This window comes from Klenkia sp. AC732 (genome assembly GCF_979256525.1).
Map to the genome: position 1 here is coordinate 12,224 of NZ_CEEDOS010000013.1, position 17,655 is coordinate 29,878.

Consider the following 17,655-nt stretch of genomic DNA (forward strand, 5'->3'; position numbering starts at 1 on the left):
CCCTGGCACTCCACTCAGAGCTCCAGGGCGAGCTCGGCGCGCATCTCGGAGTCGGCCTGGTCGGGGGACACCCCGCGGGTGTGCTCCCGCCACACCTGGCCCATGGGCGGGAAGACCGAGCGGTGCACCTGGGCGCCCGGATCCCACAGCCTGGAGCGCATGACCGCCTTCGCGCAGTGGAAGTAGGCCCGCTCGACGTCCATCACCAGGACCGACAGCGGCTGCTTGCCGAACTCGGTCAGGTCGGCGACCACCTCGCCGGCCGGGACCAGCCGGCAGCGGCCGTAGACCCGCAGCGTCTCCTCGATGCCGGGCACGAAGAACATCAGCGCCGCGCGCGGGTTGGCCGCCAGGTTCCGCAGGCTGTCGACCCGGTTGTTGCCCTGCCGGTCGGGCAGCAGCAGGGTCTTCTCGTCCAGCACCCGCACGAAGCCGGGCCCGCCGCCGCGCGGGGAGACGTCGGGGAAGCCCTCGGCGTCCACCGTCCCCAGCGTCGCGAAGGGCGACAGCTCGATGAAGCGGGCGCAGTGGTGGTCGACGCGGTCGATCACCTTCTCCACCGCACGGGCCGACGCGTCCGGGTAGTCGTCCACCACTGAGTCGCTCACGCGGGTCACCATCCCATCTCGAGGTCACGACCGGGTTGCCCCCGGTGCCCGGTGTCACACGCCTACGGTCGGGTCCCGTGGCAGTCACCTGGAGCGCGCCGGTCCGGTACAGCGAGTGCGACGACCAGCGGGTGGTCTTCAACGCCAACTACCTGGTCTGGGCCGACGAGGCCTCCAACGCCTGGTGGCCCTCGGTGGGCCTGACCTGGGACCCCGACGGCGTGGCCGGCGTCCAGCCCCTGGTCAAGGCCACCGCGCTGGAGTGGTCCTCCAGCGCCCGCTGGGGCGACACTGTCGACGTGGCCTGCGAGCTGGACGCGCTGGGCCGCACCAGCCTGACGCTGCGCTTCACCGTCTCGGTGGGTGACCGGCTGTGCTGCGTGGTGCGCTCGACCTACGTCGCCACCCTGGACGGCGTGTCCGTGCCCTGGCCGGACCGGGTGCGGTCGGCCGTCACAGCCGGCTGAGGGTCTCCGGGTCCGGCTCGCCGCGGTACCACTGCTCCAGCACCCGGCCGAACAGCGGCTCGTCGGGGTCGGCCCGGGCGAAGAGCGTCATCGACGAGCGGAGCTTCACGTCGTCCGGGGGGCCCATGACCTGGAGCGCCGACCGGTCGGCGTGCGCGGTGAGCAGCTCGGTGCACTCCCGCAGCCGGGGCCCCAGCACCGGGTGGGCCAGGTACTCGTGGGCCTCCGCCAGCCCGGTCAGGGCGTAGCGCTGCGCCATCGCCGAGCGGCCCAGCCCGGCGACCTGCGGGAAGACGAACCACATCCAGTGGGTCCGCTTGGCACCGGCACGCAGCTGCGTGAGGACGTCGTCCCACAGCGGGTCCTGCGCGGCCACGAAGAGGTCAGCGTCCAACGGGGGCTCCCGGGGGCAGCAGGGGGAGACCGGCCGGCGGGCCGGACTCGATGAGGCGCCACAGGGCATCGGTGTCGGCGTGGTCGGCGACCAGGTCGCCCAGGGCGTCGAGCCGGGCCTCCCGGACGGCGGCGAAGTCGGTGTCGGTGGCGACGACGAACCGGCGGCCGGTGAGCGCGGCCACCTCGGTGAGGAAGGCCCGCCGGAAGCCGTCGCTCTCCAGCGCGCCGTGCCAGGTGGTGCCGAAGACGGCGCCGACCCGGGTGCCGTCCAGGAACGGCTCGCCGCCGTCGACGCTCACCACGCCGTGGTGGATCTCGTAGGCCGCGACGGGTTCGCCGCGCCAGGACCCGACCGGGCGGCCCAGCGTCTTCTCCCGGGCGAAGACGACGTCGGTGGGCAGCAGCCCCAGTCCGGCGACCTCCCCGGAGCGGGACTCGACGTCGTCGCGGATCGTGCGTGCCAGCATCTGGTGCCCACCGCAGACGCCCAGCACCGGCGCCCCGGCCGCGGCCCGCCGGGCGATCGCGGCGTCCAGTCCGCGCTCGCGCAGCCAGCCCAGGTCCGACACCGTCGAGCGGGTGCCGGGCAGGACGACGAGGTCGGCGTCGGCGAGCTCCTCGGGGCGGGTGGCGTAGCGGACCAGCACGCCGGGCTCGGCGGCCAGGGCGTCCAGGTCGGTGAAGTTCGACAGCCGGGGCAGCTTGACCACCGACACCCGCAGCACGTCCTCGCCCAGCGGTGGCAGCGCGGGGCCGCGGTCACCGGTGAGGTCCAGGGAGTCCTCGACGTCCAGCCACAGGCCCGGCAGCCAGGGCAGCACGCCCAGGGTGGGGCGGCCGGTGAGCTCGCGCAGGGTGTCCAGGCCCGGGGCCAGCAGCCGGACGTCGCCGCGGAACTTGTTGACCAGGAACCCGGCCACCAGCGCCTGGTCGGCCGGCGGCATCAGCGCGACCGTGCCGTAGAGGGCGGGGAACAGCCCGCCCCGGTCGATGTCGCCGACGACGACCACGGGCAGCCCGGCCGCCGTCGCCAGGCCCATGTTGGCGATGTCGGTGTCGCGCAGGTTGATCTCGGTGGGCGACCCGGCACCCTCGCAGACCACCACGTCGAACCGGGCCCGGAGCTGCGCCAGGCTGGCCAGCACCTGCTCGAAGAGCTGGGCCTTGAGACCGCGGTAGCTCATCGCCGTCACGTCGGTGACCGCCCGGCCCAGCACGACGACCTGGCTGCTCAGCTCACCTCCCGGCTTGAGCAGCACCGGGTTCATCGCCGCCTCGGGCTCGACCCGGGCGGCCGCGGCCTGGAACACCTGCGCCCGGCCGATCTCCGCGCCGTCGGTGGTGACCATCGAGTTGTTGCTCATGTTCTGCGCCTTGAACGGCGCCACGGACACGCCCTGGCGCACCAGCCACCGGCAGATCCCGGCGGTGACGACGGACTTGCCGGCGTCCGACGTCGTCCCCGCGACCAGCAGCGCGCCGCTCACCAGCCGGACTTCTCCTGGCCCGAGAGCTCCGCGATGCCCTCCATGACCCGGTCGGTGACGACCCGGCGGGCCCGGCCGTTGCCGGCCAGGCCGCGCTGCTCGGGGAAGGTGATCGGCTCGCCGAAGGTGATCGTCACCTTGTGCGGGCGGGGGTAGCGGGCTCCGATGGGCTGCACCTGGTCGGTGCCGTGCACGGCGACCGGGACGACGGGGCAGTCCGCGGTGAGCGCCAGCCAGGCCACCCCGGTCTTGCCACGGGCGAGCTTCCCGTCGCGGGAGCGGGTGCCCTCGGGGTAGATGCCGAACGCCTCCCCGTCCTGCAGCGCGTGCAGGACGGTGTCCAGCGCGGCCTGGGCAGCGCGGTGGGTCTGCCGCTCGACCGGTCGGGCGCCCAGCGCGGTGAAGACGGTCTTGGACAGCCAGCCCTTCACCCCGGTGCCGGTGAAGTACTCGGCCTTGGCCAGGTAGCCCACCTTGCGGGGGGCCATGAGCGGGATGGCGATGCTGTCGATGAAGGACAGGTGGTTGCTGGCCAGCAGCAGCGGACCGGTCAGCGGCATCCGCTCGCGGCCGACCACGGTGGGCCGGCAGGTGAGGATGAACAGCGGCCTCAGCACGAAGCGGGCGATGAGGTAGAACACCCGGCACTCCCTCCATCGCGTCCCCGACCACGACGTCCGGGCGACCGGGGCATCATCCCCGACGCTCCCGGCCGCCCCCCGCCCCGGCCCGTCGGCCGGCCGGCGCTCAGGCCGCCGGGGGGTGCGGCAGGCGGCGCCGCGCGACGGCCGGCAGCCCGGCGTGCGCGCCGGGACGCTGGAGCCGCCACCGTCGTCGCACCTCGACCGGGCACCAGGCCAGCTGGAGCCCCAGCAGGTCGCGGACCGGGTCGACGGTCTCGCCGTCGGCGAGCAGGGTCACCCGGGGCCCGGCCGGCCGGGACAGCACGACGGCCCGCAGGGCGGCCCGCGCGTCGTCGTCGCCCAGGCGGAGCCGGGACAGGTCCACGTGCAGCTCCGCCCCCGGCGTGCCCAGCGCGGTCCCGAGCAGTCGGGTCAGGGCCGGGCCGCCGCCGGGACCGACCCGGCCGCTGACGGTCACCCGGGCCGGGGTCCGGTCCCGGTCGACCACGACCGTCAGGGCCGGCGCCGGGACCGGGGTGCGCCGCGGACAGGTGGCCGTGGGCGCCGTCCGGCTCGGGGCGTGCGCCCGGCAGCTGGTCACGGCCGGGTCGGCGCCGAGGGCGGGCAGGCGTCCCGGAGGATCTGCCGCACGTCCTCGGGCAGCTGCCCGTCACCCGACGCCGAACCGACGACCAGCCCGGCCACCTCACGGACCTTGCGGTGCGTGTGGTTGGACAGGTGGCCCAGCAGCTCGAAGGCGACCTGGTCGCTGCAGCCCACGAGCACCATGAGCACGCCCTTGGCCTGCTCGATGACGGCCCGGCTGGCCATCGCGGTGCGCAGCTGCTCGACCTCGCGCCGCAGGGCGGCCTCGCGGTCGTCGTCGGGGGCCGTCTGGGTGCGGTCCTCGGTCACGTCGACGACGAGGCCGGTGACCGCGGGGTACCCGCCGTCGGCGGCCGCGCTGCCCGGACCGCCGGTGACGGTGGTGGCGCAGACCCTGCCGTCCCCGCGCAGGAACCGGACGTCGACGGCGAAGGTCCGGCCCTCCAGCGCGGCCGCCTCCAGGGCGGCCCGCAGGCGGGGCCGGTCGTCGGCGTGCACGTGCGGCAGACGCAGGCCGGCGAGCGTCCCCCGGCGTCCCGACCGGCTCTCGGCGAGCGCGGTGCGGGGCAGGGCGAGCATGGACAGCAGGCCGGCGGAGTACCACCAGGAGCCCGAGCCGGGCTGCCAGGTCCACTCGCCGACCGGGGTCTGCAGGGAGGTGGGACCCGCGTGTGCGCCTGCACGCGCGGGCCCGTCGGGCAGGGGGGAGGCGACCACCCGGGGCCCGGGGACGGCCGGGTGCTCGGTGGTGGTGGCGGCGGTGTGGGAGGAGACGGCTGAGCTCACGGCGGTTCCCGGTGTTTCCAGCGCACCGACCTGGGGTCGGGGGTCCCCCGCCGTCCTCTCGACGAGGGCACCGTCGGCTCCAGGCCGACCGCATCCGATGCACAGAACCTACCGATCCGGAACGCTCCCTGCACGCTGTCGGGGAGGCTGTTCTCGACGCCGCAGGTCAGACGACCGTCGCGGCAGGTACGGGCCGGGGGACCGGTCGACCGCGCAGCTGCCCGTCCAGCCGCACCAGGACGTCGACCGCCGCCGCCAGCTCCGCGGGCGGCCGGGTGAAGGGCAGCCGCAGGCGGTCGTCGAAGGCCGACCCGGTGCCGAAGACCCGGCCCTCGGCCAGCAGCACCCCGGCCGGCGCCGCGGCCGCGGTGAGCGCGGCGGAGCTCAGCCCGACCGGGAGCCGGGCCCACAGCGACAGCCCGCCGGTGGGCACGGTGACCTGCCAGTCGGGCAGCCGGGCGGCCAGGTCGGCGACCAGCGCGTCGCGCTGCTCGCGCAGCTGGCCCCGGCGGTGGTCGAGCACCTCGTCCAGCCGGCGCACCAGGGTGGTGGCGGCCAGCTGGTCCAGCAGGCCGACCGACAGCTGCCGGTGGCCCAGCACGGTGGACAGCCGGTCGACCAGGGCGGCGTCGGTGCGCAGCCAGCCCACCCGCAGACCGCCCCACACCGACTTGGACAGCGCGCCGACGGTGATGGTCGCGGCGTCCGGCAGCCCGGCGGCGAAGTGCGGGGGCTGCTCGCCCTCGAGCACCAGGTCCGCGGCCACCTCGTCGACGACGGTCAGCACACCCTGCTGCCACAGCGTCGCGGCCAGCCGGCGGCGCCCCGTCGCCGACACCGACGCACCGGTCGGGTTGGCGTGGTCGGGCATCAGGAAGGCCAGGCGCGGCCCGCTCTGCCGGGCGGCCAGCCGGGCCGCCTCGACCAGGGCGTCGGGGTCCTCCACGTCCACCGGCACCGGGACGCAGCGGCCGCCGGCCAGCTCGATCGAGCGGATGGCACCGGGGTAGCTGGGGTGCTCGACCAGCACCCGGTCACCGGTCTCCAGGAGCGTCTCCCAGACCAGCGCCGCGGCGTCGCCGGCACCGGAGGTGACCAGCACCTGGTCCGGGGTGGTCGGCAGGCCCCGCGCGGTGAACCGGTCGGCGAGGGCGGCGCGCAGCTCGGGCAGCCCGCCGGGCACGTAACCGCTGCCCGCGTAGTGCCCGGCCAGGTCGGTGAGCGCCTGGGCGTAGGCCGGGGCCAGCAGCGGCGAGGCCGAGGGCGCCGCGTGCGCCAGGTCCAGCACGCCCGGGGTCTCCCCGGACTGCCAGACCCACTCCGGCCGGTCGTCGGGGAGCTCGGTGACGGTGCCCGACCCGTGCCGGGTGCGGGCGTAGCCCTCCTCGCGCAACGTCCGGTAGGCGCTGGCCACCGTCACCCGGCTGACGGCGAGGGCCGTGGCCAGGTCGCGCTCGGCCGGCAGCCGGCTGCCCACCGGCAGCTCCCCGGTGACCAGCAGCTCGCGCACCCGGCGGGCCAGCGCGGCGTACCGCGGCGGGGGCAGCCGGTCGACGTCGCCGAGCAGGGTGGCCAGCTCGCGGACCGGAGTGGACTCCTCACTGGCGACTGGCATGCAGTCCACCATGCCGCAGTGGACTGTGATCGGTCAACGACGACGGTGCCACTGTCGTCCCATGACCACAGGTGGAGTCCTCGTGCTGCTGTTCCTCCTCGGGTGTGGCGCCCTCGCGCTGGCCACCCTGGTGATCGCCGTCCGCGGTGGCCGGGGCCCGGCCGACCCGCCGGCCAGCCACCTGCGGGTGGACCCGGCCGGGTTCCCGGTGCCGCCCGCGCCACGTGGCGCCCTGCACGGGCGGGGGCCGCGGACGCCGGTGACCGCGCCGGCCCGGCCGTCGTCCCCGGCGGTGCGCGTGGGTGCACCGGCGGTCGCGCGGCACTGACCTGCCCGGCAGCGGGGGATGGGCAACGGCGTCCCCCGCTGCCATCATCGGCGCGTGGGCACCCCGGGAGCGGACGCGCAGGTGCTCACCTGCTCGACCGCCGGGGTGCCCCCGGTCGAGGCGTTCGACCACTGGCGGGACCTCATCTCGGACACGTTCGTCCCGCTGACGGCGACCCCGACGAGCGGCCGGCCCTTCCGCGGCGAGCTGCGGGTGGTCACGCACCCGGCGGTCCAGTTGACCGAGGTCCGTGCCGCCGGGCAGCACGTGCGGCGCACCCGCTCGCTGATCGCCGGCAGCTCCGAGGACTACCTGCTGGCCAGCATCCAGCTCGGCGGGCGGGGCCGGGTCGAGCAGGACGGCCGGACGGCGGAGCTCACGCCCGGGGCGATGAGCTTCTACGACAGCACCCGGCCCTACACGCTGCACTTCGACGACGCCTTCGAGCAACTGGTCGTCCAGCTGCCCCGCCGGCCGCTGCTGGCCGCGGCCGGCATCGGCGACGACGCCGTGCACGTCACCGCGATCGCGCTGCACGCGGAGGGCCCGGGGTCGGTGCTGGCCGGGTTCTTCGCCTCGCTGAGCCTGCTGCACGACCGGGACCCGGTCGGCGCCCGCCAGCTCAGTGCCCACGCCCCGGGGCTGCTGGCCTCCGCGCTGCGGCTGGCCGCCGGGGACCGGCCGGTCGGCGCCGACGGCGCCGCCCTGGACCGGGAGCGCGTGCTCGCCCACCTGCGTGCGCACGCCGCCGACCCGGGCCTGGACGCCGATGCGGTGGCCCGGGCCTGCCACCTGTCCCGGCGGGCGCTGTTCCGGCTCTTCGAGGGCCGGGCGGACTCCTTCGCCGACACCCTGCGGGCCCTGCGGGTCGAGCGTGCCGCGGCCCTGCTGGTCGCCCGGCCCGACCGGTCGGTGGCCGCCGTCGGCACGGCGTGCGGTTTCGCCGGGGAGGCCCAGTTCCACCGCGCGTTCCGGGCCGTCACCGGCCGGACGCCGGCCGAGCACCGGGGTGGCACGCGGCGTCAGTGAGCCGGCCCGCAGGGTGAGTCCCGGCGGGTCCCGGGCGGCGCAGGGTGGGTGAGCCCGCACACACCACCCCAGGGAGCCCCAGATGACCGCACGAGTGGTCCGCGCCGCCGCCGTCCAGGCCGAGCCGAAGTGGCTGGACCTCGACGCCGGCGTCGCCGCGATGATCGACCTGATCGGCGAGGCCGCCGGCAACGGCGCCCAGCTCGTCACCTTCCCGGAGACGTTCATCCCCGGCTACCCCTGGTGGATCTGGCTGGACTCCCCGGCCTGGGGCATGCAGTTCGTCGCCCGCTACGCCGAGGCCTCGATGACCCGGGACGGCGCCGAGATGCAGCGGATCGCCGCCGCGGCCGCGCAGCACCGGGTGCACGTCGTCTTCGGTTTCAGCGAGCGCGCCGGCGGCAGCCTCTACATGTCCCAGGCCTTCATCGACGACGCCGGCCAGGTCATCGCGGTGCGCCGCAAGCTCAAGCCCACCTCCGTCGAGCGCGCGGTGTTCGGCGAGGGCGACGGCAGCGACATCCAGGTGCACGACACCGCGCTGGGCAAGATCGGCGCGCTCAACTGCTGGGAGCACTTCCAGCCGCTCACCAAGTACGCGATGTACTCCCTGGGCGAGCAGATCCACGTCGGCTCGTGGCCCAGCTTCTCGGTCTACCGGGGCGCCGCGCACGCCCTGGGCGCCGCGGTGAACAACGCCGCCAGCCTGACCTACGCGGTCGAGGGCCAGGCGTTCGTGCTGGCGCCCTGCGGCGTCGTCGGGCAGGCGGCCCACGACCTGTTCTGCGACACCGACACCAAGAAGCAGCTGCTGCTGCAGGGCGGCGGGTTCACCCAGGTCTACGGCCCCGAGGGCAGCGTCCTGGCCCAGCCGCTGGACGAGCACGAGGAGGGCATCCTGTACGCGGACCTGGACTTCTCGCTCATCGCGATCGCCAAGTCCGCCGCCGACCCGGTGGGCCACTACTCCCGGCCCGACGTCGTCCGGCTGCTGCTGAACCGCTCGCCGTCACCCGTGGTCGTGGACCGGGCACCGCTCGCGGTGCTCGACGAGCTCCCGACGCCGGCCGAGGTCTGAGCCGGTGGCCACCCCCGACAAGGACGCCTTCTACACCCCGGCGCACCGCCGGGCCCAGGAGCGCGCCGGTGCCCGGCCGTTGGCCGACCGGGTCGTGGACGCGATCGTGCACGACGAGATCGACGACTTCTACGGCGGCTTCATCAGCTCCCGGGACTTCTTCTTCCTCTCCACCGTCGACTCCGAGGGCCGCCCGACCGTGTCCTACAAGGGCGGGGCGCCGGGCGTGGTCGCCGTCGTGGACCCGACGACGATCGCCTTCCCGCACTTCGACGGCAACGGGATGTACCTCTCGGTCGGCAACGCCGAGGACACCGGCAGGATCGGACTGCTCTTCATCGACCTGGAGACGCCCAACCGGATCCGGTTGCAGGCCGACGTCGAGCGGGTGACCGACGACCCGGTCCTGCTGGCCCGCTGGCCCGGGGCGCAGCTGGTCACCGTCGCGCGGGTCGAGACGGTCTTCCACAACTGCGGGCGCTACATCCACCCGCACCAGCGGGTCGCCGACAGCCGCTACGTCCCGGCCGCCGACGGTTCCCAGCCGGTGCCGGCCTGGAAGCGGATCGACGTCGTCCAGGACGTGCTGACCGACGACGACCGCCGAGCGACGACGGCCGAGGGCGGCACGATCACCTTCGAGGACTACGTGGGGAAGCTGCTGGCCGGGAGCTCCTGAGCAGCCGGACGGCGACGGCCAGCGCGGCCGTCGCCGTCCACACGGCCCGGGACAGGGCGACCGCCCGGGCCACGTCGGCGCGCACCGGGGGAGCGCCGTCGCCCATCGTGGGCCGGTGCTCGACGCGGGCGCCGTACACGTTCGTGCCGCCCAGCCGGACGCCCAGCGCCCCGGCCGCGGCGGCCTCGCAGCGACCGGAGTTCGGGCTGGGGTGCGCGGCGCCGTCCCGACGCCAGACCCGCAGCGCCTCGCGGGCCGAGCCGCCGACCAGCGGCGCCACCGCCACGGTCACCGCGGCGGTCAGCCGGGCCGGCACCCAGTTGGCGACGTCGTCCGCGCGGGCGGAGGCCCAGCCGAACCGGGCGTACCGCTCCGACCGGTGGCCGACCATCGCGTCCAGGGTGTTGACCGCCCGGTAGGCCACGAGGCCGGGCAGTCCGGCGACCGCGCCCCAGACCAGCGGGGCGACCGCGGCGTCGGAGGTGTTCTCCGCGACCGACTCGACGGTGGCCCGGACCAGCTCGGCCTCACCCAGCGTCGAGGGGTCCCGCCCCGCCAGGGAGGACAGGTGCGCGCGGGCCGCGGGCAGGTCCCCGGCCTCCAGGTGGCCGGCCATCGTGGTGCCGGCCCGGCCCAGCGAGGTGCCGCCGAGCGCCGCCCAGGTGGCGGCCGCGGTGACCAGCGTGCGGACGACGGGGGCCCGGCGGGTGGCCCGGTCCGCGGCCAGGCCCAGCGCGGCGACCGGTGCCACGCAGGCCAGCCAGTACGCCGACCCCGCCGCCCGGGAGTCCCGCCACAGCCGCGGTTCGAGCGCGGCGGCGGCCTGGCCGAAGCCCGCGACGGGGTGCCGGCGGCGCGGGTCGCCGAGCGCCAGGTCGGCGGCAGCGCCCAGGGCGAGTCCGGCAGCGGTCGGGAGGTCCACGAGGAGCGATGGTGCCAACTACGATCGACCCCCATGCGCTTGCCCGGCCGTTACGACGGCGTCGCCCGGCCGATCGTCACCTACGGCACGAACCCGGTGCTGCACGCACCGTGCACCCCGGTGACCGAGTTCGGCCGGGAGCTGCGGCACCTGCTGCTGGACATGTTCGCCTCCATGGAGGAGGCCGACGGGGTGGGCCTGGCGGCCAACCAGATCGGCGTCGACGCCCGGGTGTTCGTCATCGACTGCCCCGACGCCGCCGGTCAGGACGTCGTCGGCTACGTGGTGAACCCGGTGCTCACCGTGCTGGAGCCGGTCGAGGGCGAGCCGGAGATCGAGCGCACGGAGGAGGGTTGCCTGTCGGTGCCCGGCCCCTACGCCGAGCTGGACCGCGCCTTCCGGGCCCGGGTCGACGGCCTGGACGCCAACGGCAAGCCCACCTCCATCGAGGCCACCGGCATGGCGGCCCGCTGCCTGCAGCACGAGTGCGACCACCTCGACGGCACCGTCTACGTCGACCTGCTGCCCGCCGAGCAGCGCGAGCTGCTGCTCGCCGAGGCCGCCGGGCCCGAGGGCCAGCTGCCCGCGTGAGGGTCGTCGTGGTCGGCCTGGGCGCCGACGGCTGGGACGGGCTCCCGCCCGCCTCCCGCGCCGCGGTGCAGGCCGCCGACGTGCTGGTCGGCAGCGCCCGCCAGCTGGACCTGGTGCCCGGTGACGTCGAGCATCGGCCGTGGCCCTCGCCGATGCTCCCGGCGCTGCCCGGGCTGCTGGACTCCCTCGCCGACCGGGCCGTCGTGGTGCTGGCCTCGGGTGACCCGATGCTCTCCGGCGTGGGCAGCACGCTGGTCCGGCTGCTGGGCGCGGACGCCGTGCGTGTGCTGCCGGCCCCCTCGTCGGTGTCGCTGGCCTGCGCCCGGCTGGGCTGGCCGGTCGAGGACACCGAGGTGCTCACCCTGGTCGGCCGTCCGCTGGAGCTGCTGCACCCCCGCGTCCAGCCCGGCCGCCGGCTGCTGGTGCTCGGCTCGGACGGCGGCACCCCGGCCGCGGTCGCTGCGCTGCTCACCGCCCGTGGCTACGGCCGCTCGACCGTCACCGTGCTGGGCTCCCTGGGTGGTCCGGACGAGTCGGTGAGCACCGGCACCGCCGCCGCCCCGCCGGCCACCACCGACTCGCTCGTGGTCACCGCCGTCGAGTGCCTCGCCGACCCCGGCACCGTGCCGCTGCCCACCACCCCCGGGCTGCCCGACGACGCCTACGAGCACGACGGCCAGCTCACCAAGTCCGAGGTCCGCGCCGTCACCCTGGCCCGGCTCGCCCCCGTCCCCGGCCAGCTGCTCTGGGACGTCGGCGCCGGTGCCGGGTCGATCGGCATCGAGTGGATGCGCAGCCACCCCGCCTGCCGCGCGGTCGCCGTCGAGGCCGCCCCCGAGCGGGCCGAGCGGGCCGGGCGCAACGCCGTGCGGCTCGGGGTCCCGGGGCTGCAGGTCGTCGTCGGCCGGGCGCCGGACGCGCTGGCCGGGCTCGATGCCCCGGACGCCGTCTTCGTCGGCGGGGGCGCCACCACCCCGCTGCTGCTGGACGCCTGCTGGGCCGCGCTGCGCCCCGGCGGGCGGCTGGTGGTCAACGCGGTCACCGTGCAGAGCGAGGCCGTGCTGGCCGAGTGGCACGGCCGCGTCGGCGGCGAGCTGGTCCGGCTCGCCGTCTCCCGCGGCGTGCCCGTCGGCGGCTTCACCGGCTGGAAGGCCGCCATGCCCGTGACCATCTGGAGCTGTACGCGATGACCGTCCACTTCATCGGTGCCGGACCCGGCGCCGCCGATCTCGTCACGCTGCGCGCGGCCCGGCTGATCGCCGCCGCCCCGGTGTGCCTGTACGCCGGCGCCCTGGTGCCCCGCGAGCTGCTGGACACCGCCCCGGCCGGCGCCCGGCTGGTCGACACCGCCGACCTCGACCTGGACCAGATCACCGCCGAGCTGGTCGCCGCGCACGAGGCCGGCCTCGACGTCGCCCGGCTGCACTCCGGTGACCCGTCGGTGTGGTCGGCGATGGCCGAGCAGATGCGCCGGTTGGACGCCGCCGGGGTGCCCTACGACGTCGTCCCCGGGGTGCCGGCGTTCGCCGCCGCGGCGGCCTCGCTCAAGCGCGAGCTGACCGTGCCCGGCGTCGGGCAGACCGTGGTGCTCACCCGCACCTCGGCCCGCTCCACGCCGATGCCGCCGGGGGAGGAGCTGGCCGCCTACGCCGCCACCGGCGCGACGCTGGTGCTGCACCTGGCCGTCCAGCGCCTGGACGTGCTGGCCCCCCAGCTGGCCGAGCACTACGGCGCCGACGGCCCGGTCGCCGTCGTCGCCCGGGCCAGCCGGGACGACGAGCTGGTGCTGCGCGGCACGCTGGGCGACATCGCCGAGCAGGTGCGCGCCGCGGGCGTCGTCCGGACGGCGGTGGTGGTGGTCGGCCCGGTGCTCACCGCCGGTGAGTTCCCCGACAGCCACCTGTACTCCACGACCCGGTCCCGCTGATGTGGAGTGTGGGGGCGCAGGGTCTCTCGCTGCCCACACTCCACTCAGGCGCGGCCCACGACCGTGCCGCCACGGTCGATGACGACCACGTCCACCTCGACCGGGGCGTCGCCCAGCGTGCGGCGGCAGGTCTCCCGGGCGCCCGCGGCGACCAGGTCGCCCAGCGGCAGGCCGGCCGCCTGGCACTGCTGCAGCGCGTCCAGCGCGGTGTTCGCCGCCCGCACACCGGCGACCAGGCCGGCCGACCCGCCGGCCTGCGCCACCAGCTCGGCGAGCGCGTCGGTGGACACCTGGGAGCGCGCGGAGTGCAGGTCCAGGTGGCCGTCGGCGAGCTTGGCCAGCTTGCCGATCCCGCCGGCGATCGTCAGCCGGGGCACCGGGTGGGTGCGCAGGTACTTCAGCACGGCGCCGGCGAAGTCGCCCATGTCCAGCAGGGCGTCCTCGGGCAGCCCGTACAGCGCGGTCACGGTGTTCTCGCTGGTCGAGCCGGTGCAGCCGGCGACGTGGGTGTGCCCGGCGGCCCGGGCGACGTCGATGCCGCGGCGGATCGAGTCGATCCAGGAGGCGCACGAGTAGGGCACGACCACGCCCGTCGTCCCCAGGATGGACAGCCCGCCCAGGATGCCCAGCCGCGGGTTCCAGGTCTGCGTGGCCAGCTCCGCGCCGCCCTCCACCCACACCGTGAGGACGACGTCGCCGGTGCCGCCGTGCCGCTGGGCCACCGCGGCCACGTGCTCGCGCATCAGCCGGCGGGGCACCGGGTTGACCGCCGGCTCGCCGACGGCCAGCGGCAGGCCCGGCTTGGTCACCGTGCCCACGCCCTCGCCGGCCCGGAACACCACACCGCTGCCGGGCGCGCCGTGGGTGACCGTCACCCCGACCAGCGCGCCGTGGGTGACGTCGGGGTCGTCGCCGGCGTCCTTGACCACCGCGGCGGTGGCGCCGGCGCCGGTCAGCTCCTCGCGGGCCAGCGCGAACGCCGGGTGCCGGTCGCGGGGCAGGTCGATGGTGACCGGGTCGGGGAACGCGCCGGTCAGCAGTGCGGTGTAGGCGGCGGTGGTCGCCGCGGTCGCGCAGGCGCCGGTCGTCCAGCCGTGCCGCAGGCCCGTGCTGCCCTCCGTCCCCGCGCTGGTCACCGCTCCATGGTGCCCCCTCGGTGACCGTGCTCGTGCTGGGCGGCACCGGTGAGGCCCGGGCGCTGGCCGCCGCGCTCACCGCGGACGGGGTGCCGGTGACGTCCTCGCTGGCCGGACGGGTGGCCGAACCGGTGCTGCCGGTCGGCGACGTCCGGGTGGGTGGCTTCGGCGGCGCCGACGGGCTGGCCGCCTTCCTCCGCGAGGCCGGGACCAGTGCCGTCGTCGACGCCACGCACCCCTTCGCCGCGACCATCACCGCCAACGCCGCCGCGGCCTGCGCCGAGGTCGACGTGCCACTGCTGCGCCTGCAGCGCCCCGGCTGGAGCGCGCAGCCCGGCGACGACTGGCGCTGGGCCGCCTCGCTGGCCGAGGCCGCCACGATGGTGCACGGCACCGTCTTCCTCACCACCGGCCGGCAGGGCGTCGGCGCGTTCGCCGCGCTGCCGGGGCGGGTGCTGGTCCGCTCGGTGGACCCGCCCACCGAGCCGCTGCCGGCGGGGGCCACGCTGCTGCTGGCCCGCGGGCCGTTCAGCGTCACCGACGAGGTGGCCCTGATGACCGGGCACGGCGTGGACGTCGTCGTCACCAAGGACTCCGGAGGGCACATGACCGAGGCGAAGCTGACCGCGGCGAGGCAGCTGGGCATCCCGGTGGTTCTGGTCCGCCGGCCCGCGCTGCCGGCCGGCGTCGCGGTCGTGCACACCGTGGCCGCGGCACGGGAGTGGGTGGCGTCCCGGTGAGGCTCGTGCTGTTCGACCTCGACGGCACGCTGGTGGACTCCTCGCCCGGCATCCACGCCAGCATCCGGGTCGCCGCCGCCGGACTCGGCCTGCCCGAGCCGACCGCCGACCAGCTCACCGCGATGGTCGGCCCGCCCCTGCAGGACGGCTTCGCCGCCGTCTTCGGGCTCACCGGCACCGACGTCGACCGCGCGGTGGAGGCCTACCGGGCGCACTACACGGCCGGGGCGATGCTCGAGGCCCCGGTCTACCCGGGGATCGCCGAGCTGCTCGGGTCGCTGGGCGACGCCGTCCTCGCCGTCGCCACCAGCAAGCCCGAGGCCTTCGCCCGGCGGATCCTGGACCACGTCGGGCTCGCCGACGCCTTCGCCGGCGTGCACGGGGCGACCATGGACGGCCGGGTCCGGCACAAGCAGCAGGTCGTCGGCCTCGCCCTGGCCGCCCACCCCGAGGGGGAGCGGCCGGTGCTCGTCGGCGACCGCGCGCAGGACGTCGTCGGCGCCCGGGTGCACGGCCTGCCCTGCATCGGCGCCGGCTGGGGACCCGCTCGTCCGGGCGAGCTCGTCCAGGCCGGCGCGGCCGTCGTCTGCGCCACCCCGGCCGACGTCCCGGCGGCGCTGGCCGGGCTCTGACCCCGAGGCTGTGACCCCCCTGGGTGATCACCCGTCCGGCGACTGTTCCCGGCCCCCTCCGACGCCGATGACCTGACCAGCGGGACGACACGTTCCGGAATGGGTCAGGAGGTGTGCGCGTGCTGTCAGGTGCCGACCTGCCGATGCCGGGGACGTCGGTCGACGTCGTCGTCGACGGACGGGTCGTGACCGGCCGGGTGGAGCAGCTGCGTCCCACCGGCCTGGTCGTCGAACTGGCTGCCGACCTGCCCGGCGACGGCTCCGTCGAGCTGTCCTGGCCCGAACCGGCCGGGTTGCGCGTCGTGCGGGCCCGGCGGGGCGTGCGCTGGGCGACCCGCACCGGCGTCCGGTGGCAGCTGGTGCCCGACGGCCCCTCCCGGCCCGTGGAGGGCGGTGACGCCGTCCGCGCGCCCCTGCGGCTGCGGGTCCGGGTCACTGACCGGGACACCGGCGCCGCCACCAGCGGCCGGACGACGGACCTCAGCGAGACCGGCCTGCGCTGCCTGCTCGCCCCGGCCGACCGGGCACCCCGCGCCGGTGCCGCCGTCGACGTGGGGCTCACCCTGCGCGGCACCGTCTTCCCGCTCCCGGGGCGGCTGCACCGGGTGCTGCCCGCCGAGGGCGGGTGGGACGTCGTCGTCGCCTTCGACGAGCTGTGCCCCAGCCTGGCGGAGCTGCTCCGCGCCCAGGTGTCCGCTGCCCTGCGCGAGCAGTGGCGGCTCAGCCTGCCGTGACGCGCTCGGGCACCGGCACGGCCACCGGTGCCGACCGGCTGTGCAGCACCAGCCCGACGACCGCGCTGAGCGCCAGCACGATCACCGCCGCGCCGTAGACCTGCGCCGTCGTCGTCAGGCCGACGTGGGTGGCGGCCACGCCCGCGACGATGGCCGGGATGCTGAAGGCCAGGTAGCTGACCGTGAACACCGCCGACAGGAGGCCGGCGCGCTGGGCCGGGGCGACACCGCGGGTCACGGTGGCCATGGCGCCCAGGAAGGCCGACCCGAAGCCGAACCCGGAGACCACCGCGGCGACGAAGAACGCGGCCAGCGACCCGGTGGCCAGGGCCGCCACCGTGCCGGCGACCCCGACGGCGAAGACCAGCGCCCCCGAGACCATCCCGCGGGTGGGCTCCAGGCGCTGGGTGGCCAGCGACCCCACCAGACCGGTGCCGTTGAGCGCCAGGATCACCAGGCTGCCCACGACGTGGTCCTCCACCCCGTAGACCCCGGCGACCAGCGACGGGCCCAGCGAGGCGTAGAGCCCGCCGAGCGCCCAGGTCGCGGCCAGGCAGGGCAGCACCACGACGAACGCCCGCCGGTTCTCCCGCGGCACGTGCACGCTGGGGCGCAGCGACGCCCAGGCCCCCGGGGCCCGCGGCGAGGACTCCGGCAGCGCCACCCACACCGCCACCGCGGCCACCAGGAAGAGCACCGCCAGGACGCCGAACACCCACTCGGTGGGCGAGGCCAGGAACTGCACGGCCACCCCGGCCCCGACCGCGCCCGCCGACAACCCGAAGCCCGGGGACGCCGAGTTCACCAGCGGGCCCAGCGGCCGCTCGGGGCGCTGCAGGTCCAGCAGCGCCGCGCCGAACGCGCCGGTCATCGCCCCGGTGGCCAGGCCCTGCACCACCCGGGCGGCCAGCAGCCAGCCCACGCCGTCCGCGGCGAGGAACAGCCCCATCGCCGCCGCCTCCAGCACCAGCGCTGCGGCCAGCACCGGCCGCCGTCCGACGTGGTCGCTGAGCGCGCCCACCGTCAGCAGCGCCACGAGCAGCGCGAACGCGTACACGCCGAACACCACGGTGATCACGCCGGAGGAGAACCCGAACTCCTCGGCGTACACCCGGTAGAGCGGCGAGGGCACCCCGGAGGCCGCGAGCACCAGGACCAGCAGCACCGCCACCGACCAGAACGCCGCAGGGCGGGAGAGCTGCTGGTTGCGCACAGCAAGCACCAAGCGGGGGTGGGTGCGATGTGTTCCCGCCGTCACCGAGTGGGCGCTG

21 protein-coding genes are annotated in these 17,655 nt (G+C 76.2%); 11 read left to right on the forward strand and 10 right to left on the reverse strand.

Annotated features, from left to right (window positions below):
- Positions 1-14: 14 nt before the first annotated feature.
- On the reverse strand, positions 15-608 hold the full coding sequence (locus AC0IVP_RS08035; RefSeq protein ID WP_471755780.1) for an MSMEG_1061 family FMN-dependent PPOX-type flavoprotein: 594 nt from the start codon (positions 606-608) through the stop codon (positions 15-17).
- 77 nt (positions 609-685) lie between these two features.
- Between AC0IVP_RS08035 and AC0IVP_RS08040 the strand changes: the two genes are divergently transcribed.
- Entirely contained in the window at positions 686-1,075 is a 390-nt protein-coding gene (locus AC0IVP_RS08040) for an acyl-CoA thioesterase (RefSeq protein WP_471755782.1), read from the forward strand.
- On the opposite strand, the gene AC0IVP_RS08045 is transcribed toward AC0IVP_RS08040, so the two are convergent.
- The 6 genes from AC0IVP_RS08045 to yczR all read right to left on the reverse strand — a co-directional run bounded on the left by AC0IVP_RS08045 (position 1,062) and on the right by yczR (position 6,588).
- Entirely contained in the window at positions 1,062-1,469 is a 408-nt protein-coding gene (locus AC0IVP_RS08045) for a DUF1810 domain-containing protein (RefSeq protein WP_471755784.1), read from the reverse strand. The genes AC0IVP_RS08040 and AC0IVP_RS08045 overlap by 14 nt on opposite strands.
- The gene (locus tag AC0IVP_RS08050; protein WP_056293803.1) at positions 1,459-2,958 is read right to left on the reverse strand and encodes a cobyric acid synthase; all 1,500 of its coding nucleotides are present in this window, start codon (positions 2,956-2,958) and stop codon (positions 1,459-1,461) included. The genes AC0IVP_RS08045 and AC0IVP_RS08050 overlap by 11 nt, the downstream gene beginning before the upstream one ends.
- Positions 2,955-3,599 carry a lysophospholipid acyltransferase family protein gene (locus AC0IVP_RS08055; protein WP_056293799.1) on the reverse strand — a complete coding sequence of 215 codons (645 nt, stop codon included), beginning with the start codon at positions 3,597-3,599 and terminating at the stop codon, positions 2,955-2,957. The genes AC0IVP_RS08050 and AC0IVP_RS08055 overlap by 4 nt, the downstream gene beginning before the upstream one ends.
- Positions 3,600-3,705: 106 nt before the next feature.
- Complete coding sequence (locus AC0IVP_RS08060; RefSeq protein WP_471755786.1) at positions 3,706-4,089, reverse strand: hypothetical protein; 384 nt, start codon at positions 4,087-4,089, stop codon at positions 3,706-3,708.
- Positions 4,090-4,178: 89 nt separating this feature from the next.
- Positions 4,179-4,973, reverse strand: a complete 795-nt coding sequence (locus AC0IVP_RS08065) for an ANTAR domain-containing protein (protein ID WP_056293793.1) — start codon at positions 4,971-4,973, stop codon at positions 4,179-4,181.
- A 166-nt stretch (positions 4,974-5,139) separates the two neighbouring features.
- A complete protein-coding gene (gene yczR / locus AC0IVP_RS08070; RefSeq protein WP_471755788.1) occupies positions 5,140-6,588 on the reverse strand; it encodes a MocR-like transcription factor YczR in 1,449 nt (482 codons plus the stop codon).
- Positions 6,589-6,649: 61 nt separating this feature from the next.
- On the opposite strand from yczR, the gene AC0IVP_RS08075 reads away from it, so the two are divergent.
- From AC0IVP_RS08075 to AC0IVP_RS08090, 4 genes are all read left to right on the forward strand, one after another.
- Complete coding sequence (locus AC0IVP_RS08075; protein ID WP_471755790.1) at positions 6,650-6,916, forward strand: hypothetical protein; 267 nt, start codon at positions 6,650-6,652, stop codon at positions 6,914-6,916.
- Between the two features lie 54 nt (positions 6,917-6,970).
- The gene (locus AC0IVP_RS08080; protein WP_056293787.1) at positions 6,971-7,945 is read left to right on the forward strand and encodes an AraC-like ligand-binding domain-containing protein; all 975 of its coding nucleotides are present in this window, start codon (positions 6,971-6,973) and stop codon (positions 7,943-7,945) included.
- Between the two features lie 82 nt (positions 7,946-8,027).
- A complete protein-coding gene (locus tag AC0IVP_RS08085) occupies positions 8,028-9,023 on the forward strand; it encodes a carbon-nitrogen hydrolase family protein (protein WP_056293785.1) in 996 nt (331 codons plus the stop codon).
- A 4-nt stretch (positions 9,024-9,027) separates the two neighbouring features.
- Positions 9,028-9,702 carry a pyridoxamine 5'-phosphate oxidase family protein gene (locus tag AC0IVP_RS08090; RefSeq protein WP_056293782.1) on the forward strand — a complete coding sequence of 225 codons (675 nt, stop codon included), beginning with the start codon at positions 9,028-9,030 and terminating at the stop codon, positions 9,700-9,702.
- Here the strand turns inward: AC0IVP_RS08090 and AC0IVP_RS08095 are convergent.
- Positions 9,656-10,624, reverse strand: a complete 969-nt coding sequence (locus AC0IVP_RS08095; protein ID WP_471755792.1) for a cobalamin biosynthesis protein — start codon at positions 10,622-10,624, stop codon at positions 9,656-9,658. The genes AC0IVP_RS08090 and AC0IVP_RS08095 overlap by 47 nt on opposite strands.
- 33 nt (positions 10,625-10,657) lie before the next feature.
- On the opposite strand from AC0IVP_RS08095, the gene def reads away from it, so the two are divergent.
- The 3 genes from def to cobM are packed head-to-tail and all read left to right on the forward strand — an operon-like array spanning position 10,658 to position 13,142.
- Entirely contained in the window at positions 10,658-11,215 is a 558-nt protein-coding gene (gene def / locus AC0IVP_RS08100) for a peptide deformylase (RefSeq protein WP_056293777.1), read from the forward strand.
- Positions 11,212-12,405: a precorrin-6y C5,15-methyltransferase (decarboxylating) subunit CbiE gene (cbiE, locus tag AC0IVP_RS08105; RefSeq protein WP_471755794.1), complete on the forward strand. Its 1,194-nt coding sequence runs from the start codon at positions 11,212-11,214 to the stop codon at positions 12,403-12,405. The genes def and cbiE overlap by 4 nt, the downstream gene beginning before the upstream one ends.
- A complete protein-coding gene (cobM, locus tag AC0IVP_RS08110) occupies positions 12,402-13,142 on the forward strand; it encodes a precorrin-4 C(11)-methyltransferase (protein WP_056293769.1) in 741 nt (246 codons plus the stop codon). The genes cbiE and cobM overlap by 4 nt, the downstream gene beginning before the upstream one ends.
- A gap of 44 nt (positions 13,143-13,186) precedes the next feature.
- Here the strand turns inward: cobM and AC0IVP_RS08115 are convergent, their stop codons facing one another.
- A complete protein-coding gene (locus tag AC0IVP_RS08115) occupies positions 13,187-14,278 on the reverse strand; it encodes a cobalt-precorrin-5B (C(1))-methyltransferase (RefSeq protein WP_056293765.1) in 1,092 nt (363 codons plus the stop codon).
- 20 nt (positions 14,279-14,298) lie between these two features.
- Between AC0IVP_RS08115 and AC0IVP_RS08120 the strand changes: the two genes are divergently transcribed.
- The 3 genes from AC0IVP_RS08120 (at position 14,299) to AC0IVP_RS08130 (ending at position 16,384) form a co-directional block, all read left to right on the forward strand.
- Positions 14,299-15,018: a cobalt-precorrin-6A reductase gene (locus AC0IVP_RS08120; RefSeq protein ID WP_200938826.1), complete on the forward strand. Its 720-nt coding sequence runs from the start codon at positions 14,299-14,301 to the stop codon at positions 15,016-15,018.
- The gene (locus AC0IVP_RS08125) at positions 15,015-15,650 is read left to right on the forward strand and encodes an HAD hydrolase-like protein (RefSeq protein ID WP_235564718.1); all 636 of its coding nucleotides are present in this window, start codon (positions 15,015-15,017) and stop codon (positions 15,648-15,650) included. The genes AC0IVP_RS08120 and AC0IVP_RS08125 overlap by 4 nt, the downstream gene beginning before the upstream one ends.
- A gap of 119 nt (positions 15,651-15,769) precedes the next feature.
- Positions 15,770-16,384: a PilZ domain-containing protein gene (locus AC0IVP_RS08130; RefSeq protein ID WP_157519264.1), complete on the forward strand. Its 615-nt coding sequence runs from the start codon at positions 15,770-15,772 to the stop codon at positions 16,382-16,384.
- Here the strand turns inward: AC0IVP_RS08130 and AC0IVP_RS08135 are convergent.
- Positions 16,371-17,597 (reverse strand): MFS transporter, encoded by a 1,227-nt coding sequence (locus tag AC0IVP_RS08135; RefSeq protein ID WP_471755796.1) that lies wholly within the window; start codon positions 17,595-17,597, stop codon positions 16,371-16,373. The two genes, AC0IVP_RS08130 and AC0IVP_RS08135, sit on opposite strands and share 14 nt — an antisense overlap.
- Positions 17,598-17,655: the final 58 nt, after the last annotated feature.